This is a genomic window from Chitinimonas koreensis (assembly GCF_014353015.1).
GTDB classification, from domain to species: domain Bacteria; phylum Pseudomonadota; class Gammaproteobacteria; order Burkholderiales; family Chitinimonadaceae; genus Chitinimonas; species Chitinimonas koreensis.
The window spans coordinates 1,317,447-1,338,891 of sequence record NZ_CP060704.1 but is presented as its reverse complement, the minus strand read 5'-3'; the positions used below and the strand labels follow the sequence as shown (position 1 = coordinate 1,338,891).

Genomic DNA, 21,445 nt, shown 5'->3' with positions numbered 1-21,445 from the left:
TTCACATTTCACCTGCCGATAGGCAACAGAATCCGGTTCTCACGCGCCGGCCCGCGCAGCAGGAACCCCTCCGTCGCCACCTCCCCGACCATCTTCCCCGCCGCCGCCGGCTTGCAGCTGGCATTGGCACGGTGGTACAGCGCCGCCGCGAACAGCCCCTCGCTCGGGTCGCCCAGCGGCTTGGAGAAGTCGTCCGCCGCCTGGCAGGTCGGCGCGAAGCCGTCGGCGTAGTCGCCGTAGCCCTTGGCGTTGGCGCCCTTGAATTCGATCGGGAAGTACGAGATGCCGCAGTTGTCCTTGGCAGTGAAGCCGTAGGGCTTGCCGCAGGTGGTGCCGCCGATCAGCCGCACGTCGACGTCGATGCCGCGCAGGCCGTTGACGATGGCCTCGCTGGCCGAACAGGTCGACGAACCGGCCAGCACGTAGACGCGGCCCAGGTTCAGCGTCGGCAGCGCCTGGTTCGAGGTGCAGTTGTAGTTGGCGTCGAGCAGGCAGGCAGTGCTGCTGAAGGTATCGACCGCCGCCGCGGTCTCGGCCGCGCGCTTGTCGTTGTACTGCTGGCGCTCGAACACCTTGCCGCCGGTGCGCGCCGGGCCGGCGATCATGTAGGACAGCTCGTTGGCGATATAGAGATAGCCGCCGCCGTTGTAGCGCAGGTCCAGCACCAGGTCGGTCACGCTGGCGGCCTTGAGCTGGTTCACCGCGGCGATCAGCTGCGACTCGGCGCTGGCGATATGGTCGTTGAAGGCGATGTAGCCGACCTTCTGGCCCGCCACGTCGACCGTCTTGGCCACCAGCACCGGCTGCTTGACCACCGTGGTCGCGTCGAGCTGCAGCGCCGGCTGCACCACGCCGGCTCGGCTGAACACGAAGCCGTGGCGGCCGGCGCCGGTCGGGTAGAGCGCGGCGTTCATCAGCGCCACTTCCGACGACGCGCTGGCGTCGGCAGGGATGCCGTCGGCGCTCACCAGCACGTCGCCGCGCAGCACGCCGGCCGCCGCCGCCGGCGAGCCCGGCTCGACGTAGGCCACGCGCAGGCCGCGCGGCGGCGTGCTGCTGGTCATGTGCCACTCGATGCCGTAGCCGAGCACCGCGCCCGACTGCGACAGCGCATCCCATTCCCGGGTCGGGTAGATGAAGCTGAACTGGTCCTTGCGCTTGCCCGAGGCGGTGCGCGCCGGCGTCTTCAGCGCTTCGAAATAGTTGTCGAGCGAGCCGTAGACGTCGCGCTCGTCCGAGTAGGCCGCCGCCGCGGCGTTCACCGCCGGGATCTCGCCGTACCACAGGTAGGCCTCGCCCATGTAGGCGCGCAGCCAGGCCTTCTCGTCGGCCAGGGTGCCCGGCGTGGTGGCCGCGCTGGCGTCCTGGCGGTACGGGTTGTTGGCCGCGCACTTCTGCGCCACCGCCACGCCGCCACCGCCGTTGCTCCCGCCGCCGTTCCATGGCGCCGGGCCCGATCCTTCGCCGCCGCCGCCGCAACCGGCCAGCAGCAGGGCCAGCGCGAGCGTGGCGAGGACGCCGGACGGCGCGTTGTTCTTGTTGGACGACATGGCTGTTTTCCTCCCCGGGCGACGGGCCGGTGCGTTTTCAGAAAGGGCGCGAGGGTAGCGGGAAGCCCGGTGTCATACAAGCCGGCCGGCCGCGACGGCCGCCGCCGCTCCGCACAGCTGCGGTGCATGCCGCTGCTGCAATGCACAAACCGCGCGCACGGACCGGGCCGCGCCGCGGCCATCATGCCTGCAAGCCCTTGATCCAGCTAGGCCACGACGCTGGCACGGCAGTTGCTGTTAGCGTTCCGCCAGAATGAAGCAGCACCCAACGGTTCAACGGCGGACCGCTGGCCTGGCAAGACAACGGTTCAACGTCGAACCCTCGAATCCGGACAAAGGCGTCCTCGCTACGCGGCGGTCTCTCATCGCAGACCCGCCGCCCAGCGCGGACGCCTTTTTTGCGTCTTCACGCATGGAGAACACAGATGGACAAGGGTTTCTGGAAAGCGGGCCACCCGCCCACGCTGCTGTCGGCCTTCCTCTATTTCGACCTGAGTTTCATGGTCTGGGTGCTGCTCGGCCCGCTGGCGGTGCACATCGCCCGCGACCTCGGCCTCACCCCGGCGCAGAAAGGCCTGATGGTGGCCACCCCGCTGCTGGCCGGCGCGCTGCTGCGGCTGGTGATGGGCGTGCTGGTCGACCACCTGCGGCCCAAGCGCGCCGGCGCGATCGGCCAACTGATCGTGATGGCGGCGCTGGCGGTGGCCTGGCTGGCCGGCGTGCACAGCTTCGGCCAGGTGATGCTGCTGGCGGTCTTCCTCGGCGTGGCCGGCGCCTCGTTCGCGGTGGCGCTGCCGCTGGCCAGCCGCTGGTATCCGCCGCACTACCAGGGCGCCGCCATGGGCATCGCCGGCGCCGGCAACTCGGGCACCGCCATCGCCGCGCTGTTCGCGCCCTCGCTGGCCAAGGCTTTCGGCTGGAACGCGGTGTTCGGCCTGGCGCTGGCGCCGCTGGCGCTGGTCTTCCTGGTCTACCTGGCTTTCGCCCGCGACAGCCCCGACTGCCCGCCGGCCAAGAAGCTGTCGGCCTACCTCGCCGTGCTGCGCGACCGCGACGCCTGGTGGTTCATGTTCTTCTACTGCGTCACCTTCGGCGGCTTCTCCGGCCTCGCCTCCTCGCTCACCGTCTATTTCAACGACCAGTACGGGCTCGACCCGGTCAAGGCCGGCTTCTACACCGCGCTGTGCGTGTTCGCCGGTTCCCTGATGCGGCCGATCGGCGGCGCGCTGGCCGACCGCGTCGGCGGCATCCGCTCGCTGCTGGTGCTGTACACGCTGGCCTCGGCCTGCCTGTGGCTGGTCGGCCGCGACCTGCCCGAGGCCTGGATGGCGCTGACCGCCCTGGTGGCCGGCATGCTGTGGCTGGGCATGGGCAACGGCGCGGTGTTCCAGCTGGTACCGCAGCGCTTCCGCCGCGAGATCGGGGTGATGACCGGGCTTGTCGGCATGGCCGGCGGCATCGGCGGCTTCCTGCTGGCGGCCGGGCTCGGCTATTCCAAGCAGCTCACCGGCGGCTATTCGACCGGGCTGACGATCTTCGCCGCGCTGGCGCTGCTGGCCTGGGTCGGGCTGCTCTCCGTCAAGCAACGCTGGCGCACCACCTGGGGCGCCGTGCATATCGCCGGCGCGCGGGTCTGAGGCCGCCATGGAATGGGCTTCTGTGCAGGCCCCCGGCAAAGCCGGGCGCTTCAGGTCCGCGGGTACTCAACCACCGGCTCATCCTGTTTCATCCCTACTCCCCCGCCCTCGCCGCGCCGGGGTCCCCACAAAGTCGAAGGCTTTGTGGGGTGGTCCAGAGGGAGCCTCGCTGCGCTCGCTAGAACGTGCAGTCGATCAGGCGTTGCTCCGGGACGGGAGTCGGCATGATGCTCGCGCTCGCCATCGGCACCGCCAGCGAAACCGGCCGCAAGCCGCGCAACGAGGACGCCGTCGCGGTGATCGAGCCGCCGGCCGGACTCGAAGCGGCCAAGGGCTGGCTGGCGGCGCTGGCCGACGGCGTCAGCCAGTCGGCCGACGGCCGGCTGGCGGCCCAGGCCACGGTGAAGGGCCTGGCGGCCGACTACTACGCCACGCCCGATACCTGGGAGCCGGCCCATGCGCTCGACCGCGTGCTGGCGGCGCAGAACCTGTGGCTGCAGGGCCAGGCCCGCCACGGCGAGCCGCTGGCCACCACCCTGACCGCGCTGGTGCTGCGCGGCCGCCGCTACACGCTGGCCCACGTCGGCGACAGCCGCGCCTACCTGCTGCGCGGCGGCCGCTGCGAGCAGCTGAGCGAGGACCACGTCTGGCAGCACGCCGGCTTCAGCCACGTGCTCAAGCGCGCGGTCGGGCTCGATGCCCACCTGGTGGCCGATTTCCGCGACGGCGAGCTGGCGGCCGGCGACGTGTTCGCGCTGCTGTGCGACGGCGTGTGGGAGCCGCTCGGCGATGCCGAGGTGCACCGGCTGCTGCAACTGCACGACGCGCCGCAGCGCGCCGCCGAGGCGCTGGTCGCGGCGGCGCTGGCGGCCGGCTCGCAGGACAACGTCTCGGCCGTGGTGCTGCGGGTCGAGTCGCTGCCGGCCGGCCGGCTGCTCGACGAAGTGGCCGGCGCCGCCGGCCGCGCGGTGCCGCCGCGGCTCAGGCCCGGCCAGGCGATCGCCGGCTTCACCGTCGAGGCGCTGCTGGCCGAGAGCCGCAGCAGCCTGGTCTACCTGGCGCGCGACGGCCAGGGCCAGCGCGTGGTGCTCAAGACCCTGACCGCGCTGGCGGCGCAGGACCCGGCCCAGGCCGAGGACCTGCTGACCGAGGGCTGGCTGCTGCAGCGCGCCGCCAGCCGCTACCTGCCCGAGCCGGTCGAACCGGCCGACCGCCAGTGGCTGCTGCTGGCGATGCGCTGGTACCCGGGCGAGACGCTGGCGGCCCGGCTCGAGCGCGGCGAGCGGATCGGCGCGGCCGAGGCGGTGCGCATCGGCCTGCGGCTGGCGCGCGCGCTCGGCGCGCTGCACCGGCTCGACATCGTCCACCGCGACGTCAAGCCGGCCAACCTGCACCTCGACCCGGACGGCCGGCTGCGCCTCCTGGACCTCGGCGTGGCGCACTGCCCGGCATCACCGCCGAGCGCGGCGAGACGCCGGGCACGCCGAGCTACCTGGCGCCCGAGCTGTTCGCCGGCGGCGCGGCCGGCGCGGGCAGCGACCTGTACGCGGCCGGCGTGACGCTCTACCACGCGCTGACGCGGCGCTATCCCTACGGCGAGATCGAGCCGTTCCAGGCGCCGCAGTTCGGCGACCCGGTGCCGCCGACGCGCTACCGGCCCGACCTGCCGGTGTGGCTCGAAAGCGTGCTGCTCAAGGCGGTGGCGCGCGATCCGGCGCAGCGCTTCGAGACCGCCGAGGAGCTGCGGCTGGCGCTCGAGCTCGGCGAGGCGCGGCCGCTGGCGGTGGCGCGCCGCAGCCCGCTGGCCCGGCGCGCGCCGGGCCGGCTGTGGCAGGCGCTGGCGCTGGCCTCGCTCGGCTGCAACGTCGTGCTGCTGTTCGCCCTGCTGAGCCGCGAACCGGCCGCCGCGCAAAAACGAAGTCCCGCGTCGAAACACGGGGGCCCGCCAGGGAGCAGGCGAAGCAGCCCGCGGCGCCGGCCGCCGCCAGGCCGCTGCGCACGGCCGGCCTGGCTTCCCTCGCCCCGCCGCTCGCCCTGCCCTTCGCCTCTCCAGGTCCGCATTCCAAACCCATGCAATCCACCCCAGCCGCCGCCTGCGCGGACGGCGCCTCCCCGGAGCCCAGCCATGCAAAAACTGAAACTCGTGATGATCGGCAACGGCATGGCCGGCGTACGCACGCTGGAAGAACTGTTCAAGCTCACGCCGAACCGCTACGAGATCACCGTGTTCGGCGAGGAGCCGCACCCCAACTACAACCGCATCCTGCTGTCGCCGGTGCTGGCCGGCGAGCAGACGGTCGACGAGATCGTCCTCAACCCGCTCGAGTGGTACGCCGAGCACGGCATCGACCTGCGCCTGGGCCGCAAGGCGGTCAAGATCGACCGGCTGCGCCGCATCGTCCACGCCGACGACGGCAGCGAGGCGCACTACGACCGGCTGCTGATCGCCACCGGCTCCAAACCGTTCGTGCTGCCGGTGCCGGGGCGCGATCTGCCCGGCGTGATCAGCTACCGCGACATCGCCGATACCGAGGCGATGATCGCGGCGGCCGGCCGCTACAAGCACGCGGTGGTGATCGGCGGCGGCCTGCTGGGCCTCGAGGCCGCCAACGGGCTCAAGCTGCGCGGCATGGACGTGACGGTGGTGCACATCGGCGAATGGCTGCTCGAACGCCAGCTCGACCGCGTCGCCGGCAAGCTGCTGCAGGCCTCGCTGGAGCAGCGCGGGCTGAAGTTCGCGCTGCAGAAGCAGACCGCCGAACTGGTCGGCGCCGGTCCCGGCGCGGCCGAGCCGGGCCGGGTCGCCGCGCTGCGCTTCAAGGACGGCGAGGAGATCCCGGCCGACCTGGTGGTGATGGCGGTCGGCATCCGCCCCAACACCGAGCTGGCCGAATCGGCCGGCCTGCAGTGCAGCCGCGGCATCGTGGTCAGCGACACGCTGCAGACCTTCGACCCGCGCATCTACGCGGTCGGCGAATGCGTGAACCACCGCGGCACCGCCTACGGCCTGGTGGCGCCCTTGTTCGAGCAGGCGCGCGTCTGCGCCAACCACCTGGCCGGCTGGGGCTATGGCCGCTACACCGGCTCGGTGCTGTCGACCAAGCTCAAGGTCACCGGCATCGACCTGTTCTCGGCCGGCGACTTCATGGGCGGCGAAGGCTGCGAGGAGATCACGCTGGCCGACCCGGTCGGCGGCGTCTACAAGAAGCTGGTGCTGAAGGACGACCGGCTGATCGGCGCCTGCCTCTACGGCGACACCGCCGACGGCGCCTGGTACTTCCGCCTGCTCAAGGACGGCGCCCCGGTCGGCGCGATGCGCGACCACCTGATGTGGGGCGAGCAGAACCTCGGCGACACCGGCCACGCCGGCGAGAACCGCGCCGCGGCGATGGCCGACGACGCCGAGGTGTGCGGCTGCAACGGCGTGAAGAAGGGCGTCATCGTCAAGGCGATCCGCGAGCAGGGCCTGACCACGCTGGACGAGGTGAAGAAGCACACCAAGGCCTCGGGCTCGTGCGGCTCCTGCGCCGGCCTGTGCGAGCAGATCCTGATGAACTGCCTCGGTTCGAGCTTCGACGCCACGCCCAAGACCCGCACGGTGTGCGGCTGCACCGACCGCACCCACCAGGCGGTGCGCGACGCGATCCGCGAGCGGCACCTGCTGACCATCCCCGACACCATGCGCGCGCTCGAATGGCGCACCCCGAACGGCTGCGCCTCGTGCCGGCCGGCGCTCAACTACTACCTGATCTCGACCTGGCCCGGCGAGGCGCAGGACGACCCGCAGAGCCGCTTCGTCAACGAGCGGGTGCACGCCAACATCCAGAAGGACGGCACCTACTCGGTGGTGCCGCAGATGAAGGGCGGCGTCACCAACGCGGCCGAGCTGCGCCGCATCGCCGACGTGGCCGACAAGTACCGCATCCCGCTGGTGAAGGTGACCGGCGGCCAGCGTATCGACCTGCTGGGCGTGAAGAAGGAAGACCTGGTCGGCGTCTGGCGCGACCTGGACATGCCGAGCGGCCACGCCTACGGCAAGTCGATCCGCACGGTGAAGACCTGCGTCGGATCGGAGTTCTGCCGCTTCGGCACGCAGAACAGCACGCAGATGGGCATCGACCTCGAAACCATGCTGGCCTGCATGTGGAGCCCGCACAAGGTGAAGCTGGCGGTCAGCGGCTGCCCGCGCAACTGCGCCGAGGCCGGCATCAAGGACGTCGGCGTGATCGGGGTGGAATCGGGCTGGGAGCTGTACGTCGGCGGCAACGGCGGCATCAAGACCGAGGTCGCCCAGTTCTTCGCCAAGGTGGCCAGCGCCGAGGAGGTGATGGAGTACAGCGGCGCCTTCCTGCAGCTCTACCGCGAGGAGGGCTTCTACCTCGAACGCACGGTGCACTACCTGGCGCGCGTCGGCCTGGAGCATGCGCGCCGCCAGGTGGTGGAGGACGCCGGCCGCCGGCGCGAGCTGTTCGAGCGGCTGAAGTATGCGCTGAGCTTCGGCCAGGACCCTTGGGCCGAGCGGGTGCGCGGGGCGCAGCGGCATGAGTACGAGGCGATCGGCGCGTGAGGGGTCAGGAGTGAGGGGTGAGGTGTAACCCCACCCCCCACCCAACCTCCCCCTTGAAGGGGGAGGAGCAGGCCGCATCGATCGGAACCGTCGACGATCGTTCAGGCGTCACCGCATCACTCCCTCCCCTTCAAGGGGAGGGCCGGGGTGGGGATGGGGTTACACCTCACCCTCACCCCTCCCACCTCACAAGGATCAGACATGAGCACCTGGAAACACATCTGCCCGCTAACCGAAATCCCCCCGCTCGGCGCCCGCGTGGTGCGCCACCCGGCCGGCGACATCGCCGTGTTCCGCACCGCCGCCGACGCCGTCTTCGCGCTCGAGGACCGCTGCCCGCACAAGGGCGGCCCGCTGTCGCAGGGCATCGTCTACGGCGACACCGTCGCCTGCCCGCTGCACGGCTGGCAGATCGGCCTCGGCTGCGGCCAGGCGCAGGCGCCCGACGTCGGCTGCGCGCGCCGCTACCCGGTGCGGCTCGAAGGCGGCGAGGTCTACCTCGACACCGACGCCTGACCTCGTCCCGCCCGCCGATCACCGGAGCCCGCGCATGCCCGCCCCCACATCGTCAAATCGACCTGCTGCTACTGCGGCACCGGCTGCGGCGTGCTGATCCACGCCGACGGCGACCGGGTCGTCCAGGTCGAGGGCGATCCCGACCACCCGGCCAACTTCGGCCGGCTGTGCAGCAAGGGCGCCACCCTGCACCTGACCGACATGCGCCAGGGCCGCGCGCTGCATCCCGAGCTGCGCACCGCGCGCAGCGAAGCGCGCCGCCGGGTCGACTGGAACACCGCGCTCGACCACGCCGCCGACCGCTTCGCCGCGATCGTCGCCGAGCACGGCCCCGACGCCGTCGCCTTCTATATCTCCGGCCAGCTGCTGACCGAGGACTACTACGTCTTCAACAAGCTGGCCAAGGGCCTGATCGGCAGCAACAACATCGACACCAATTCGCGGCTGTGCATGTCCAGCGCGGTGGCCGGCTACAAGGCCACGCTCGGCGCCGACGCGCCGCCGTGCAGCTACGAGGATCTGGCGCTGGCCGACTGCCTGCTGATCGCCGGCGCCAACCCGGCCTATGCCCACCCGGTGCTGTTCCGCCGCATCGAGGAGGCCAAGGCGGCGCGGCCCGGCATGAAGCTGATCGTGGTCGATCCGCGCCGCACCGACAGCGCCGAGCTGGCCGACCTGCACCTGGCCATCCTGCCCGGCACCGACGTCGCGCTGTTCCACGCCATGCTCAACGTGCTGGTGTGGGAAGGCTGGATCGCCGAGGACTACATCGCCGCCCACACCGAGGGCTTCGAGGCGCTCAAGCGCCGCATCCGCGAATACACGCCGCGCTTCGCCGCCGAGCTGTGCGGCATCCGGCCCGACGACATCGTGCGCGCGGCCGAATGGTTCGGCACCGCGCCGGCCGCGCTGTCGCTGTGGTGCATGGGGCTCAACCAGTCCAGCCACGGCACCGACAAGAATGCCGCGCTGATCCACCTGCACCTCGCCACCGGCCAGCTCGGCCGGCCCGGCGCCGGGCCGTTCAGCCTGACCGGCCAGCCCAACGCGATGGGCGGCCGCGAGGTCGGCGGCATGGCCAACCTGCTGTCGGGCCACCGCGACCTGGCCGACCCGCAGCACCGCGCCGAGGTCGCCGCGCTGTGGGGCGTGCCGTCGGTGCCGGAGCGGCCGGGCAAGACCGCGGTGGAACTGTTCGAGGCGGTCGAGCGCGGCGAGATCAAGGCGGTGTGGATCGCCTGCACCAACCCGGCCCACTCGATGCCCGACAGCGCCCAGGTGCGCCGCGCGCTGGCGGCCGCCGAATTCGTGGTGGTGCAGGAGGCCTACGCCCACACCGACACCACCGCCTACGCCGACCTGCTGCTGCCGGCCTCGAGCTGGGCCGAGAAGGACGGCACGGTGACCAATTCCGAACGCCGCATCACCCGCGTGCACGCCGCCGTGCCGGCGCCGGGCGAGGCGCGCCACGATTGGCAAATCGCGGCCGATTTCGCCCGCCGGCTGGAACGGCGCCTGCCGGCCAGGCCGGCCCCAGTCCGGCGGCACCGTCGGCCAAGAACGCCGCCGGACTGAAGTCCGACCTGCCGCTCCCCTCTCCCCCGGGAGAGGGGCCGGGGGTGAGGGAGCGCCGGCGGAGCGCTCGCTGCCGGAGAAAAGCGCGCAGACCGCTTCGTACACACCGGAAAATACAGCGCTGACCATTCCGATCGCGCTGGAGCACGCAGTCCAGCCTGAACCGCGCCCCCTCACCCCGGCCCTCTCCCAGGGAGAGAGGGAGGGCGGCGCGCCGGTCCCCCGCGGCCGCACGCTCTTCCCCTATGCCGACCCCGAATCGATCTTCGAAGAACACAAGCGCACCACCGCCGGCCGCGACCTCGACATCGGCGGCCTCGGCTACGCCCTGCTCGATGCCCAGGGCCCGCAGCAATGGCCCTACCCCGCCGGCGCCGCCCACGGCACCGCGCGGCTCTACGCCGACGGCCGCTTCCCCACCGCGAGCGGCCGCGCCCGCTTCGTCGCGCTCGACTACCTGCCGGTGGCCGAGAAGACCGACGCGCGCTACCCGCTGCGCCTGAACACCGGCCGGCTGCGCGACCAATGGCACGGCATGAGCCGCACCGGCACCGTGGCCCGGCTGTTCAGCCACGCCGACGAGCCGCGGCTGGCGGTCCACCCGGCCGACCTGGCCGCCGCCCGCATCGCGCCCGGCACGCTGGCGCGCATCAGGAGCCGCCGCGGCAGCCTGGTGCTGCGGGTCGAGGCCAGCGACGCCCAGCGCCGCGGCGAGGTGTTCCTGCCGATGCACTGGTCGGGCCGCTTCATGGCCGGCGACGGCAGCAATGCGCTGACGCTGGCCAAGGTCGACCCGGTGTCGAAGCAGCCCGAGCTCAAGCACGCCGCGGTGCGGCTCGAACGCGCCGAGCTGCCGTGGCAGGCGGTGGCGATGAAGCAGAGCGCCGACGCGGTCGCGCTGATGCACCGCGCCGCCGCGCTGCTGGCCGGCTTCGACTACGGCACGGTCGGCCTGTTCGGGCGCGAACGGCCGGCGGTGATCCTGCGGCTGGCCCATCGCGCTGCGCCGCCGGCCGATTTCCTGGCCCGGCTCGACGCGGTGTTCGGCTTCGACGATCCGCTCGCCACGCTGAGCTACCGCGACGCGCGCCGCGGCGTGGAGAAGCACGCCGAGATCCGCGCCGGCCGGCTGGTCGGCATCCGCCTGTGCGGCGAGACGGCGGCGCAGGACTGGCTCAGGCAGTTGATCGCCGAAGGCGCCGAGGCGGCCGCATTGCGGCCCTGGCTGCTGGCGCCGCTGGCCTCGCCGCCGAGCGGCCAGCAGAGCCGCGGCAAGGTGGTCTGCAACTGCATGGACGTCGCCGCCGACGCGATCGAGGCCGCGCTGGCCGAGGGCTGCGACCTCGACGGCCTCAAGGCGCGGCTCGGCTGCGGCAGCAAGTGCGGCTCCTGCATCCCCGAGCTCAAGCGCATGGCGGCCGCGCCGCGCCCGGCCATCGCAGGCGAGGCGGCCTAGCGATGCGCCCGTCGACCGCAGCGACGCCGGACGCTCCCCTAGGTCGGGCTTTACGCCCGACAGCGCCCTTGGCAGATGGCGCTGTCGGGCATGAAGCCCGACCTGCCAGGCCGCCCAGTGACCTCGCACCCGACCATTGCCACGGCCTCGGCGACTTCCGCCTTCCGATTTCCAGTCAACCCGACCGCCAGGAGCACGCGATGTCCACCCAGGTCTACCTCATCGGCGCCGGCCCCGGCGATCCCGAGCTGCTCACCCTCAAGGCCGTGCGCGCCATCGGCGCCTGCGACGTGCTGCTGGTCGACGACCTGGTCAACCGCGCGGTACTGGCCCACGCCCGGCCCGACGCGCGCATCGTGGCGGTCGGCAAGCGCGGCGGCTGCCGCTCCACGCCGCAGGATTTCATCACCCGGCTGATGCTGCGCCACGCCCGCCAGGGCCGCGTGGTCGGCCGGCTCAAGGGCGGCGACCCGTTCGTGTTCGGCCGCGGCGGCGAGGAAGTCGAGGCGCTGCGCGCCGCCGGCATCCGCCACGAGGTGGTCAACGGCATCACCGCCGGCCTCGCCGCCGCCACCGCGGCCGGCATCCCGCTGACCCACCGCGACGCCTGCCGCGGCGTCACCTTCGTCACCGGCCACACCCAGGACGGCGGCGAACCCGACTGGGCCGCGCTGGCCGGGCTCGACACCACGCTGGTGGTCTACATGGGCATGCGCCACCTCGACGGCATGGCGGCCGGCCTGATCGCGGCCGGCCTGGCCGCCGCCACCCCGGCCGCGGTGATCGAGCGCGCCACCCTGCCCGACGAGCGCCGGCTGGCCACCACGCTGGGCCGGCTGCCGCAGGCTGCGCGCGCCGCCGCGATGGGCAGCCCGGCCATCGTGGTGATCGGCCAGGTCGCGGCGCTGGCCGACGCCGGCACGGCCCTGCCGGAGCGCTGCGCAGCATGAAAACGACCGGAATTTGCGGCGGCGCAGCAACAGTTGACGGCAGCCTGGCCGGCAGACTTTCACCGGCATCCGAAATGGCTGAGACTGCCGCAGTGCAACATGCCGTTCGCATCGCGCGCCGGCATGACCTGGCCCTTACGCCCCAAGGAAATCGGCATGACCATCTCGGTACCGTGGCAACCCGAACTCGATGCGCTGATCCTCTGCGCCAGCCGCCAGCGCCCGCACGGCGACAAGGGCTTGGCGCTGCACGGCGGCCGCCCGCTGGCGCTGCATGCGCGCGAGCGGCTGCAGCGGCAGAGCTGCCTGCCCGACACGGTGTTCGCCAGCGCCAACGACCATCACGACAGCTATCGCCGGCTCGGCTTCGAGCCGGTCGCCGACAATTTCGCCGACTGGCCCGGCCCGCTGGCCGCGCTCGAAGCCGCGCTGAGCGCCAGCGACGCCGACTGCCTGCTGGTGGTGCCGTGCGACCTGCCCGAGCTGCCGTTCGACGCCGCCGCCAAGCTGTGGCGGCCACTGGCGCTCAGCGACGCGCCGTACGCCTACGCGGTGTGCGACGGCATCGAGCCCTCGGGCGTCTGCCTGCTCACCCACCGCGTGCTGCCGCAGCTGCGCCGGCGGCTGGCCGCGCCGCGCATCGACCTGGTCGACTGGCTGCGCGAGCCGGGCGGCGTGGCGGTGACCTTCGCCGACGGCGCCGCGTTCTGCCCGGTCGCGGCGTAGCGCGACCCTTCCGCCGCGTCCCGGCCGATCGGCGGCCGGAACCCGCCAGGGCGCAAAGCGCCTACACTGGGCGTCATCCGCAGCAATCTCGTCCGACCCAGTCCGTATGAACGCGCCCACCTCCACCCCAGTCCTGCTCGACGGCCACGGCCGCCGCATCGACTACCTGCGCCTGAGCGTGACCGACCGCTGCGACCTGCGCTGCAGCTACTGCATGCCCAAGGGTTTCAAGGGATTCGAGGAACCGGCCAACTGGCTGACGTTCGACGAGATCGAGCGGGTGGTCGCCGCCTTCGCCCGGCTCGGCGTGCGCCGCCTGCGGCTGACCGGCGGCGAACCGCTGCTGCGGCGCGACCTGCCGCTGCTGGCGGCCCGGCTCGGCGCCCTGCCCGGCGTCGACGACCTGTCGCTGTCCACCAACGCCACCCGGCTCGACCGCCATGCCGCCGCGCTGCGCGCCGCCGGCGTGCGCCGGATCAACGTCAGCCTCGATTCGCTGCAGGCCGAACGGATCGCCGCGATCGCCGGCCGCGACGTGCTCGGCGAGGTGCTGGCCGGGCTCGACGCCGCGTGCGCGCAGGGCTTCGCCCCGATCAAGCTCAACATGGTGGTGCAGGCCGGCGTGAACGACGACGAGATCGAGGCCATGGTCGCCTTCTGCATCGAACGCGGCTTCATCCTGCGGCTGATCGAGACCATGCCGGTCGGCGACAGCGGCCGCGCCTCGCGACACGTCGACCTGCAGCAGGTGATCGCCGCGCTGGCGCAGCGCTTCGACCTGGCTCCGAGCGCACGCGAGCTCGGCGGCGGCCCGGCGCGCTACTGGCAAAGCCGCGACGGCGGCTTCACGCTCGGCGCCATCACGCCGATCTCGCAGCACTTCTGCGCCACCTGCAACCGCGTGCGGCTGTCGGTCGACGGCACGCTCTACCTGTGCCTGGGCCAGGACGACAAGCTCGAGCTGCGGCCGCTCTTGCGCGGCGGCATCGACGACGCCGGCCTCGAGGCCGCGCTGCGCCAGGCCATCGAGCGCAAGCCCGAACGCCACGAATTCCGCGAAAAGCCGGGCAAGATCGTGCGCTTCATGTCGGCCACCGGCGGCTGAGGCGGCGGCGGAGCGAATCGCTGCCGGAAGCGGCCGCATTTCAGAACAATGACTTAGTATGATTGATGCAGAAGAATGCAAATAAACGCTGCTCGATGCTTGACACGATTTTTCGCCTCCCTATAATGGCGGCTCTTCGCAACACACAAGCGAAAGCGAAGCGGGAGTAGCTCAGTTGGTAGAGCGCAACCTTGCCAAGGTTGAGGTCGAGAGTTCGAGACTCTTCTCCCGCTCCAAACTGCTTCGAATGTGTGATTGCCATGCGGGAGTAGCTCAGTTGGTAGAGCGCAACCTTGCCAAGGTTGAGGTCGAGAGTTCGAGACTCTTCTCCCGCTCCAGCTTCTAGAAAAAAGGGAAAGTGTCTACTTTCCCTTTTTCGTCTCGGCGCCCGCCCGGGTGTCGATGGCGGGTTAGCAAAGTGGTTATGCAGCGGATTGCAAATCCGTCCACATCGGTTCGATTCCGGTACCCGCCTCCAGATCAAGCAGAACGCTCAGGCCCGCCGCCAGGTGGGCCTGAATGCTTTTAGCCGCCTGAAACCACCCCACGCCACTCGCTTGACGGACAAGACGTCCGTCGACAGGCCAGCGCCTGCGCCATCTTCCAAACCGGAAAGGCGAGCGGGAAGGTTGCCAAAAAGCGGGTGCACCGGCCTCGGGGCTGCAAAGCCGCTGGCGTACGCTCACCGGACCGGGCCGGGCGAAAGACGGCCAAGCCCTTGTGCCGCCTGGCTCCAGGACCAGTCCGGGCCGCCGGCGCTGCACCGAAAAAAGACAACGCCCGAGGCCGCAGTCGACGCAGCTTGAGCGGCGTGGCGAAACCGGCTTAGATTCGGCCAACCATTTCAATTCGGTGCGCGCCGACGGCGCGTGTCATGAAGGAGGACGCCGTGCGTACGTCGCCATTCGAGCGGTCGGCTGCACGACGAACCGGTCCGGCCGGCCGGTTCGTGCACATGCAGCTGGCCGGCCTGCTGCTGATCGCAGCCGTACTGATCGCGGGCCTGCTGCGCTGGCCCTCTCCCCTACCGCTCGCGCTCGCCGCCCTGCTGGGCCTGGCGCTGGCCGCCCTGGACCTGTGGTGGCTGCATCGACAGACCGTCGCCGACCGCGCGGCCCACGCGGCCTTGCGCGATGTCGAGGCGCGCATCGGCGGCATCGTCGAATCGGCCATGGATGCCATCATCACCATCGACCAATCGCAGCGCGTGGTGCTGTTCAACGCCGCCGCCGAAGCGATGTTCGGCTGCCCGCGCGACAGCGCGATCGGCGCGCCGCTCGACTGGTTCCTGCCCGACCGCTATCGCGCCGTTCACCGGGAGCACATCCGCCAGTTCGGCGCCACCGGCGTCAGCTCGCGCCGGATGGGCGCGGCCCGCATCATCACCGGGCTGCGCCGCAACGGCGAGGAATTCCCGATCGACGCCTCGATCTCCCAGGTCGAGGAGCACGGCGCACGCTTCTACACCGTGATCCTGCGCGACGTCACCGAGCGGGTCCGCACCGAGGAGGCGCTGCGCCACTCCAAGGAGGAGGTGCAGGCGATGGCGGCGGCGGCCCATACCATGCGCGAGCAGGAACAGAGCCGCATCGCGCGCGAGCTGCACGACGAGCTGGGCCAGGCGCTGACCGCGCTCAAGATGGACGTCGGCTGGCTCAGAGAGCGCCTGCCGGCCGAAGCGGCGGTGCAGGGCAAGCTGGCCGGCATGGAGGCGCTGCTCGACGATACCGTGAAGGCCACCCGCCGCCTGGCCACCGAGCTGCGGCCCCTGATCCTCGACGACCTGGGCGTGGTCGCCGGCATCGAATGGCTGGCCGACAACTTCAGCGAACGCACCGGCATCCCCTGCGTATTCCGGGTCGGCAATCCCGCGCTGGCCTGGCGGGACCCGATGGCGACGGCCATCTTCCGCATCGTCCAGGAGGCGCTGACCAATGTGGCGCGCCACGCCGAAGCCAGCCGGGCCGAGATCGACCTCGACCAGGCCGCCGGCGAAGTGCGGATCCGGGTGCTCGACGACGGTCGCGGCTTCGTGCCCGACGCGGCGCGGCGGCCGGGCTCCTTAGGCCTGCTCGGCCTGCGCGAGCGGGCCTTCCTGCTCGGCGGCGAGGCGACGATCGACAGCCGGCCCGGCGGCGGCACCCGCGTGGAGGTGCGCCTGCCGCTGCCCCCGAACAGGAGACGACATGATCCGCATCGTGCTGGCCGACGACCACACGCTGGTCCGCGAAGGACTCAAGCAGCTGTTGCAGGCGGCGCCCGACCTGGCCGTGGTGGGCGAGGCGCAGGACGGCCACCAGGCCCTGCAACGCGTGCGCGAGCAGGAGTTCGAGCTGCTGCTGCTCGACATGTCGATGCCGGGCCGCAGCGGGATCGAACTGATCAAGCAGATCAAGGGCGAGAAGCCGCGGCTGCGGATCCTGGTGCTGAGCATGCACGAGGAGCGCCAGTACGCCATCCGCGCCATCCGCGCCGGCGCCTCGGGCTATCTCACCAAGGACAGCGCCTCGGCCCAGTTGGTGTCGGCCATCCGCAAGGTGGCCGGCGGCGGCGCCTACATCAGCGCCGAGGTGGCCGAGCAGCTCGCGCTCGACGCCATGCCGCAGGCTCACGGCCTGCCGCACACCACCCTGTCCGACCGCGAATACGAAGTCTTCCAGCTGCTGGTGGCCGGCGTGGCCGTCACCGACATCGCCGAGCGGCTGCATCTGTCGGTCAAGACGGTCAGCACCCACAAGGCCCGCCTGCTGCAGAAGATGGGCATGAGCAATCCGGCCGAGCTGGTGCGCTACGCCATCGCCCAGCGGCTGATCGACGAAGCCGGCAAGCCGCTCTAGCCCTCCGCCCGTGTAGGCGGCCGCCTACACGCCTCCCCTTTCCGCCTACCCCGCATAGCGGATTCCGCCGACCACCCGCTTCAGCCGGGGCCGATAGGCCGGCCCATGGCCGCCGCCCATACTGGCTGCCATGGAAATCGCAACGAAACCGGTCCGGGTCTTCCTGGCCGACGACTCCACCGCCATCCGCGTCCGGCTGGTGGAACTGCTCGGCCCGCTGTCCGGCGTCGAGCTGGTCGGCCAGGCGGCCACGGTGGAGGACGCCATCGTCGGCATCCTGCGCGAACGGCCCGATTGCGTGGTGCTCGACCTGCAGCTGCGCGGCGGCAACGGCCTGACGGTATTGCGCGCCGTGCAGGCGCAGGTGCCCGCCAGCGTGTTCGCAGTGCTGACCAACCATGCCGACAAGCGCTATCGCGATGCCTGTCTGGCGGCCGGAGCGCAGTACTTCTTCGACAAGAGCAGCGAATTCCAACGCATCCGGGACGTCGTCCGCATGATCGGCGGCGGCAGGCCCGGAATCTGATGCGCAGCGCAGCACCGACGACCGGAGGAGATGTACGCCATGGAAACGACAGGTGAAATCGGCATGACCCAGGGCCCGGGCCGGCTCGGCCCGGCGACGGACTGCGGCGGAGGCCGGCACCCCTGCTCCGACTGCCGGCGGCACGACGGCTGCCTGGCCGGCGGGTCGCGGGAGGTGTCCGGCGCGCTGATGTCGAGCAGCCTGACGATCCGCCGCGGCAAGACGCTCTGCCTGGCCGGCGATGCGTTCAAGGAGCTGTACGCCATCCGCAGCGGCTGCTTCAAGACCTGCATCGTGAGCGAGGACGGTCGCGAGCAGGTCACCGCCTTCTACATGGCCGGCGACCTGATCGGCCTGGACGCGATCCAGACCGGCTGGCACGGCACCACCGCCATCGCGCTGGAGGACAGCCAGGTCTGCGCCCTGCCCTTCGCCAGGCTGCAGCAGGCCTGCCGCGAGCTGCCCGGCCTGCAGCAGCGGCTGCTGGGCGCGATGAGCAGCGAGATCGCACGCAGCTATGGCGTCTCGCTGCTGCTGGGCAACATGCGTGCCGAGGAACGCGTGGCGGCCTTCCTGCTTGACCTGTCGCACCGGCTGGCCGAACGCGGCTATTCGCCGGCCGAGTTCCACCTGCGCATGACGCGCGAAGAGATCGGCAGCTACCTCGGCCTGAAGCTGGAAACCGTGAGCCGCGCCTTTTCCAAGTTCCAGGAGATGGGCTGGATCGGCGTGCAGAACAAGCACGTCCGCCTGCTCGACCGGGCAGGGCTGAGCGCAGGCGCCGGCAATGCGCCGCCGCATGCGCGGCGGGCCTCGGCCGACCGGATGGGCATCGTCCGCTCGATCGTGCCGATCCGGCTGGCGGCCTAGCTTCGCCGTCTCGCCGTCCTTGCGCGGCGTCGCGCCTCCAGCGTTCCGCGCAGGCTGTTGATTGCGGTCAAGTCGCCGCCGCGTCGGCGGGGGTACATATCCGGTCAGCCACCACGCAGGCGGCGTCGAAGAGGAGAACCCCACCATGTCCTACCGCAGCATCCTGGTCCATGTGCCCGACGGCGCGGATGCGGCTGAACGGGTCCGCTACGCGGCCCGGCTGGCCGAACGCTACAGGCATGCCCGCCTGACCGGGCTGTTCCTGGCCGTAACGACGCCTTCGCCCGCGCTCGGCCCCCACCCGGTCGGCGAACTGCAGTCCCGCCTGGCCGCGGAGGCCGAACGCCGCGCCGGCCTGGTCCGCACGGTGTTCGAGCAGCACGTCGGCAAGGAGGCCGACTGGCGGCAGGTGGACGGCGATCCGGTCGCAGCCGCTTGCCGCGAAGCGCGCCGGCACGATCTGCTGATACTGGGCCAACACGACGGCGACGGACCCAGGCCCGCCCTGCCGGCCGATTTTGTCGAATCGACCGTGCTGCGCTGCGGCCGCCCGGCGCTGGTGCTGCCCTGCGGCGGAGACTGGCCCGAACAGCTGACGCATGCGCTGGTGGCCTGGGACGGCAGCCGCGAGGCGGTGCGCGCGATGACCGACGCCCTGCCGCTGTTGCGCGAGTCGCCGCGCGTCACGCTGCTGTGCATCGATCCCGACCGCAGCGAGTGGACGGCGGACATGGCGCCCGGCGACGATGCGGCCGACTTCCTCTCCCGCCGCGGCATCCACCCGATCATCAAGCGCGTGGCCGGGCCGGGGCGAGACACCGGCGAAATGCTGCTGTCGCTGGCGACCGAGCAACTGGCCGACCTGCTGGTGATGGGGCTGTACGGCCACGGCCGCCTGCGCGAACGGATGCTGGGCGGCGTCAGCCGCACCGTGCTGGCGACGATGAAGATGCCGGTGCTGATGTCGCACTGAGGAGCCGGACATGGACCGTCACGATCTCGAGGCCTGGCTGCTGGCCTGCACCCTGCTCAACTACGGCGTGCTGCTGTGCTGGTTCGCCGTGTTCGCGCTCGGCCACGACCGGCTGCGGCGCCTGCACGGCCGCTGGTTCGCCCTGCCGGCGGTGCGCTTCGATGCCATCCACTACGGCGCGATGGCCGGCTACAAGCTCGCCATCCTGCTGTTCAACCTGGTGCCCTGGCTGGCGCTGCGGCTGACGGCCTGAGCGCTGGAGCGGTCATGGACAAAGCGTTCCAGACCGGACCGGCCGCCGCCTCCAGGCACGGAGAAAGACCTTGAAAAGCAGAGCCATGTGCTGCGTCGCCGTCGGCGCTCCGCTCGCCGGCCGGGAGATCGAGACGCCGGCGCCGGCCGCCGGACAGCTGTCCATCCGGATCCACGCCTGCGGCGTGTGCCGCACCGACCTGCACGTGGTGGACGGGGAACTGCCCGGCCTCGCGCTGCCGGTCGTGCCGGGCCACGAGATCGTCGGCGTGGTCGAATCGATCGGCGACGGGGTGGCGGGCTTCCGCCCGGGGGATCGCGTCGGCGTGCCCTGGCTCGGCCAGGTCTGCGGCCAGTGCGAATACTGCCGCGCCGGGCAGGAGAACCTGTGCGCCGAGGCGCGCTTCCACGGCTACACCCTGCAAGGCGGATTCGCCGACCGGGTCGTGGCGGATGCCGCCTTCTGCTTCCACCTGCCCGCCGCATACAGCGACATCGAGGCGGCGCCGCTGCTCTGCGCCGGGCTGATCGGCTACCGCGCCTTCCGCCTGGTCGCGGCCGCGCGGCGCCTCGGCCTGTACGGCTTCGGCGCCGCGGCGCACATCGTTGCCCAGGTCGCGCGCCACCGGGGCATCGAGGTCCACGCCTTCACCCGGCCGGGCGATCTCGCCGCGCAGCGCTTCGCGCGGGAGCTCGGCGCGAGCTGGGCGGGCGACAGCACGGCCGCGCCGCCGCAGCGCCTCGACGCGGCGATCCTGTTCGCCCCGGCAGGCGAGCTGGTGCCGCTGGCGCTGTCCCGCGTGCGCAAAGGCGGCACCGTGGTCTGCGCGGGCATCCACATGAGCGACATCCCGCAGTTCCCCTACGCCCTGCTCTGGGCGAACGGGTGCTGCGCTCGGTGACCAACCTGACCCGGGCCGACGGCCTGGAATTCATGGCGCTCGCCGCCGAACTGCCGCTGCGCATCCAGGCGACGCCCTACGCGCTGGACGACGCCAACCAGGCGCTCGACGACCTCCGCGCCGGCCGTTTCAACGGCGCCGCCGTGCTGACGATGCGCTGAAGCCGCGACCAGCCGGACGGCGATCGGCGGCGACGGATCGTCCCCTTCCGTGCCGCGGATCGCAAACCCGTCCACATCGGTCGGATTCCGGCGCCCGCCGCCAGATCGGGCAGAACGTCCAGGCCCGCCGCAAGGCCGGCCCGAGCGCGTTCCCGCATCAGACCTCCACCCGCCGGAACAGGCCCGGGTAGTCCAGCACCACGCCTGCCTCGTCCACCGGCAACTCGGCCCGGAAGCCATCGCCGTCCAGGCTTTCGAACAGGTAGCGGCGTTCTGCCAGCCGCGTATACGCCTGCGGTCTCGCCGCCACGGTCAGCGCCGGCGCCGAGATCCAGGCCATGCGGAATTCCCGCCGCTGGCCGATGGCCAGCGCCGAACGCCAGATCGGAAAGCTGTTGGTGAACGGCGTGGGCCAGATGTCGATATCGATGCAGCCGTCGAGCCCGGGCAGGTGCCGGCCGTCGGCCTGCCGCCAGCAGCCCTCGCCGTCCGCCCGCAGGCCGAGCGTGCGGCGGGATCCGGCGGCGAACACCGCGAGATCGGCCTCCCGCAGCCGCCACGACTCGTCCCAGGCGAGGTGATAGGCGAGCCGGAAGGCCGTGCCGTCGTCGTCGATCGCCAGGACGACGCCGTCGGCGATGCGATCGGCCAGCACCAGATGCTCCAGCCCGATCCCTTCACGATCCCGGTTCCAGATGGGCGACCAGCAGATCGTGCGGCATGGCGTAGCGGTCATCGCGAGTCTCTCTTTCAAATGCGGCAACTAGAATGGTTCGAGCGCGCGCCTCGCCGATCCGACCGGGCAGGCGCGATCGAATTCACGCCGGGCAGCGGCCGGCACG

General features: G+C 71.6%; 18 protein-coding genes, 3 tRNA genes and 1 pseudogene. 20 read left to right on the top strand and 2 right to left on the bottom strand.

Annotated features, from left to right (window positions below; genetic code table 11):
• Nucleotides 1-8: 8 nt before the first annotated feature.
• Complete coding sequence (locus H9L41_RS05710; RefSeq protein ID WP_034608085.1) at nucleotides 9-1,550, bottom strand: S41 family peptidase; 1,542 nt, start codon at nucleotides 1,548-1,550, stop codon at nucleotides 9-11.
• Between the two features lie 425 nt (nucleotides 1,551-1,975).
• Here H9L41_RS05710 and H9L41_RS05705 point away from each other — a divergent pair, with 425 nt between their 5' ends.
• The 20 genes and pseudogenes from H9L41_RS05705 to H9L41_RS25530 all read left to right on the top strand — a co-directional run bounded on the left by H9L41_RS05705 (nucleotide 1,976) and on the right by H9L41_RS25530 (nucleotide 20,603).
• Nucleotides 1,976-3,187 carry a nitrate/nitrite transporter gene (locus H9L41_RS05705; protein ID WP_028447908.1) on the top strand — a complete coding sequence of 404 codons (1,212 nt, stop codon included), beginning with the start codon at nucleotides 1,976-1,978 and terminating at the stop codon, nucleotides 3,185-3,187.
• Between the two features lie 224 nt (nucleotides 3,188-3,411).
• Nucleotides 3,412-4,746, top strand: coding sequence for a protein kinase domain-containing protein (locus tag H9L41_RS05700; RefSeq protein WP_265583943.1), 1,335 nt, complete (start codon nucleotides 3,412-3,414; stop codon nucleotides 4,744-4,746).
• Nucleotides 4,743-7,754, top strand: a complete 3,012-nt coding sequence (gene nirB / locus H9L41_RS05695; RefSeq protein ID WP_308419601.1) for a nitrite reductase large subunit NirB — start codon at nucleotides 4,743-4,745, stop codon at nucleotides 7,752-7,754. Before H9L41_RS05700 ends, nirB begins: the two co-directional genes overlap by 4 nt.
• Nucleotides 7,755-7,955: 201 nt before the next feature.
• Nucleotides 7,956-8,270: a nitrite reductase small subunit NirD gene (nirD, locus tag H9L41_RS05690; RefSeq protein ID WP_028447910.1), complete on the top strand. Its 315-nt coding sequence runs from the start codon at nucleotides 7,956-7,958 to the stop codon at nucleotides 8,268-8,270.
• Between the two features lie 90 nt (nucleotides 8,271-8,360).
• The gene (locus H9L41_RS05685; RefSeq protein WP_308419600.1) at nucleotides 8,361-9,845 is read left to right on the top strand and encodes a molybdopterin-dependent oxidoreductase; all 1,485 of its coding nucleotides are present in this window, start codon (nucleotides 8,361-8,363) and stop codon (nucleotides 9,843-9,845) included.
• Nucleotides 9,846-10,308: 463 nt separating this feature from the next.
• Nucleotides 10,309-11,301: a molybdopterin dinucleotide binding domain-containing protein gene (locus H9L41_RS05680; RefSeq protein ID WP_187523709.1), complete on the top strand. Its 993-nt coding sequence runs from the start codon at nucleotides 10,309-10,311 to the stop codon at nucleotides 11,299-11,301.
• Nucleotides 11,302-11,501: 200 nt separating this feature from the next.
• On the top strand, nucleotides 11,502-12,251 hold the full coding sequence (gene cobA / locus H9L41_RS05675) for a uroporphyrinogen-III C-methyltransferase (RefSeq protein WP_028447912.1): 750 nt from the start codon (nucleotides 11,502-11,504) through the stop codon (nucleotides 12,249-12,251).
• A gap of 156 nt (nucleotides 12,252-12,407) precedes the next feature.
• Nucleotides 12,408-12,977, top strand: a complete 570-nt coding sequence (locus tag H9L41_RS05670; protein WP_051319384.1) for an NTP transferase domain-containing protein — start codon at nucleotides 12,408-12,410, stop codon at nucleotides 12,975-12,977.
• A gap of 106 nt (nucleotides 12,978-13,083) precedes the next feature.
• Nucleotides 13,084-14,082 (top strand): GTP 3',8-cyclase MoaA, encoded by a 999-nt coding sequence (moaA, locus tag H9L41_RS05665; protein WP_028447913.1) that lies wholly within the window; start codon nucleotides 13,084-13,086, stop codon nucleotides 14,080-14,082.
• 160 nt (nucleotides 14,083-14,242) lie between these two features.
• Nucleotides 14,243-14,318: transfer RNA gene (locus tag H9L41_RS05660), tRNA-Gly, on the top strand.
• Nucleotides 14,319-14,344: 26 nt separating this feature from the next.
• A tRNA-Gly gene (locus H9L41_RS05655) sits at nucleotides 14,345-14,420 on the top strand.
• A 66-nt stretch (nucleotides 14,421-14,486) separates the two neighbouring features.
• Nucleotides 14,487-14,560 (top strand) — tRNA-Cys (locus H9L41_RS05650).
• Nucleotides 14,561-14,956: 396 nt separating this feature from the next.
• Nucleotides 14,957-16,192, top strand: a pseudogene (locus tag H9L41_RS26055) (sensor histidine kinase); the annotation flags it as partial.
• Nucleotides 16,193-16,268: 76 nt separating this feature from the next.
• Complete coding sequence (locus H9L41_RS05640) at nucleotides 16,269-16,919, top strand: response regulator (protein ID WP_028447915.1); 651 nt, start codon at nucleotides 16,269-16,271, stop codon at nucleotides 16,917-16,919.
• Nucleotides 16,920-17,049: 130 nt separating this feature from the next.
• The gene (locus H9L41_RS05635; RefSeq protein WP_034608086.1) at nucleotides 17,050-17,445 is read left to right on the top strand and encodes a response regulator; all 396 of its coding nucleotides are present in this window, start codon (nucleotides 17,050-17,052) and stop codon (nucleotides 17,443-17,445) included.
• Nucleotides 17,446-17,508: 63 nt separating this feature from the next.
• Nucleotides 17,509-18,315, top strand: coding sequence for a helix-turn-helix domain-containing protein (locus H9L41_RS05630; RefSeq protein WP_084300582.1), 807 nt, complete (start codon nucleotides 17,509-17,511; stop codon nucleotides 18,313-18,315).
• A gap of 145 nt (nucleotides 18,316-18,460) precedes the next feature.
• Nucleotides 18,461-19,288, top strand: coding sequence for a universal stress protein (locus H9L41_RS05625; protein ID WP_028447916.1), 828 nt, complete (start codon nucleotides 18,461-18,463; stop codon nucleotides 19,286-19,288).
• Nucleotides 19,289-19,298: 10 nt separating this feature from the next.
• The gene (locus tag H9L41_RS05620; protein WP_028447917.1) at nucleotides 19,299-19,541 is read left to right on the top strand and encodes a DUF6868 family protein; all 243 of its coding nucleotides are present in this window, start codon (nucleotides 19,299-19,301) and stop codon (nucleotides 19,539-19,541) included.
• 70 nt (nucleotides 19,542-19,611) lie between these two features.
• Nucleotides 19,612-20,442: an alcohol dehydrogenase catalytic domain-containing protein gene (locus tag H9L41_RS05615; protein ID WP_308419598.1), complete on the top strand. Its 831-nt coding sequence runs from the start codon at nucleotides 19,612-19,614 to the stop codon at nucleotides 20,440-20,442.
• The gene (locus H9L41_RS25530) at nucleotides 20,439-20,603 is read left to right on the top strand and encodes a hypothetical protein (protein ID WP_308419597.1); all 165 of its coding nucleotides are present in this window, start codon (nucleotides 20,439-20,441) and stop codon (nucleotides 20,601-20,603) included. The genes H9L41_RS05615 and H9L41_RS25530 overlap by 4 nt, the downstream gene beginning before the upstream one ends.
• A gap of 157 nt (nucleotides 20,604-20,760) precedes the next feature.
• Here H9L41_RS25530 and H9L41_RS05610 read toward each other — a convergent pair whose 3' ends face one another.
• Entirely contained in the window at nucleotides 20,761-21,339 is a 579-nt protein-coding gene (locus H9L41_RS05610) for a putative glycolipid-binding domain-containing protein (protein WP_084300583.1), read from the bottom strand.
• Between the last annotated feature and the right edge of the window lie 106 nt (nucleotides 21,340-21,445).

Excerpts from the sequence above, each read along its gene's own strand:
- nirD (WP_028447910.1), top strand. The coding sequence starts at position 7,956 with ATGAGCACCTGGAAACACATCTGCCCGCTAACCGAAATCCCCCCGCTC.
- H9L41_RS05635 (WP_034608086.1), top strand. The coding sequence starts at position 17,050 with ATGGAAATCGCAACGAAACCGGTCCGGGTCTTCCTGGCCGACGACTCC.
- H9L41_RS05630 (WP_084300582.1), top strand. The coding sequence starts at position 17,509 with ATGACCCAGGGCCCGGGCCGGCTCGGCCCGGCGACGGACTGCGGCGGA.
- H9L41_RS05705 (WP_028447908.1), top strand. The coding sequence starts at position 1,976 with ATGGACAAGGGTTTCTGGAAAGCGGGCCACCCGCCCACGCTGCTGTCG.
- H9L41_RS05670 (WP_051319384.1), top strand. The coding sequence starts at position 12,408 with ATGACCATCTCGGTACCGTGGCAACCCGAACTCGATGCGCTGATCCTC.
- cobA (WP_028447912.1), top strand. The coding sequence starts at position 11,502 with ATGTCCACCCAGGTCTACCTCATCGGCGCCGGCCCCGGCGATCCCGAG.
- moaA (WP_028447913.1), top strand. The coding sequence starts at position 13,084 with ATGAACGCGCCCACCTCCACCCCAGTCCTGCTCGACGGCCACGGCCGC.
- H9L41_RS05625 (WP_028447916.1), top strand. The coding sequence starts at position 18,461 with ATGTCCTACCGCAGCATCCTGGTCCATGTGCCCGACGGCGCGGATGCG.
- H9L41_RS05640 (WP_028447915.1), top strand. The coding sequence starts at position 16,269 with ATGATCCGCATCGTGCTGGCCGACGACCACACGCTGGTCCGCGAAGGA.
- H9L41_RS05620 (WP_028447917.1), top strand. The coding sequence starts at position 19,299 with ATGGACCGTCACGATCTCGAGGCCTGGCTGCTGGCCTGCACCCTGCTC.
- H9L41_RS05710 (WP_034608085.1), bottom strand. The coding sequence starts at position 1,550 with ATGTCGTCCAACAAGAACAACGCGCCGTCCGGCGTCCTCGCCACGCTC.
- H9L41_RS05700 (WP_265583943.1), top strand. The coding sequence starts at position 3,412 with ATGATGCTCGCGCTCGCCATCGGCACCGCCAGCGAAACCGGCCGCAAG.
- H9L41_RS05610 (WP_084300583.1), bottom strand. The coding sequence starts at position 21,339 with ATGACCGCTACGCCATGCCGCACGATCTGCTGGTCGCCCATCTGGAAC.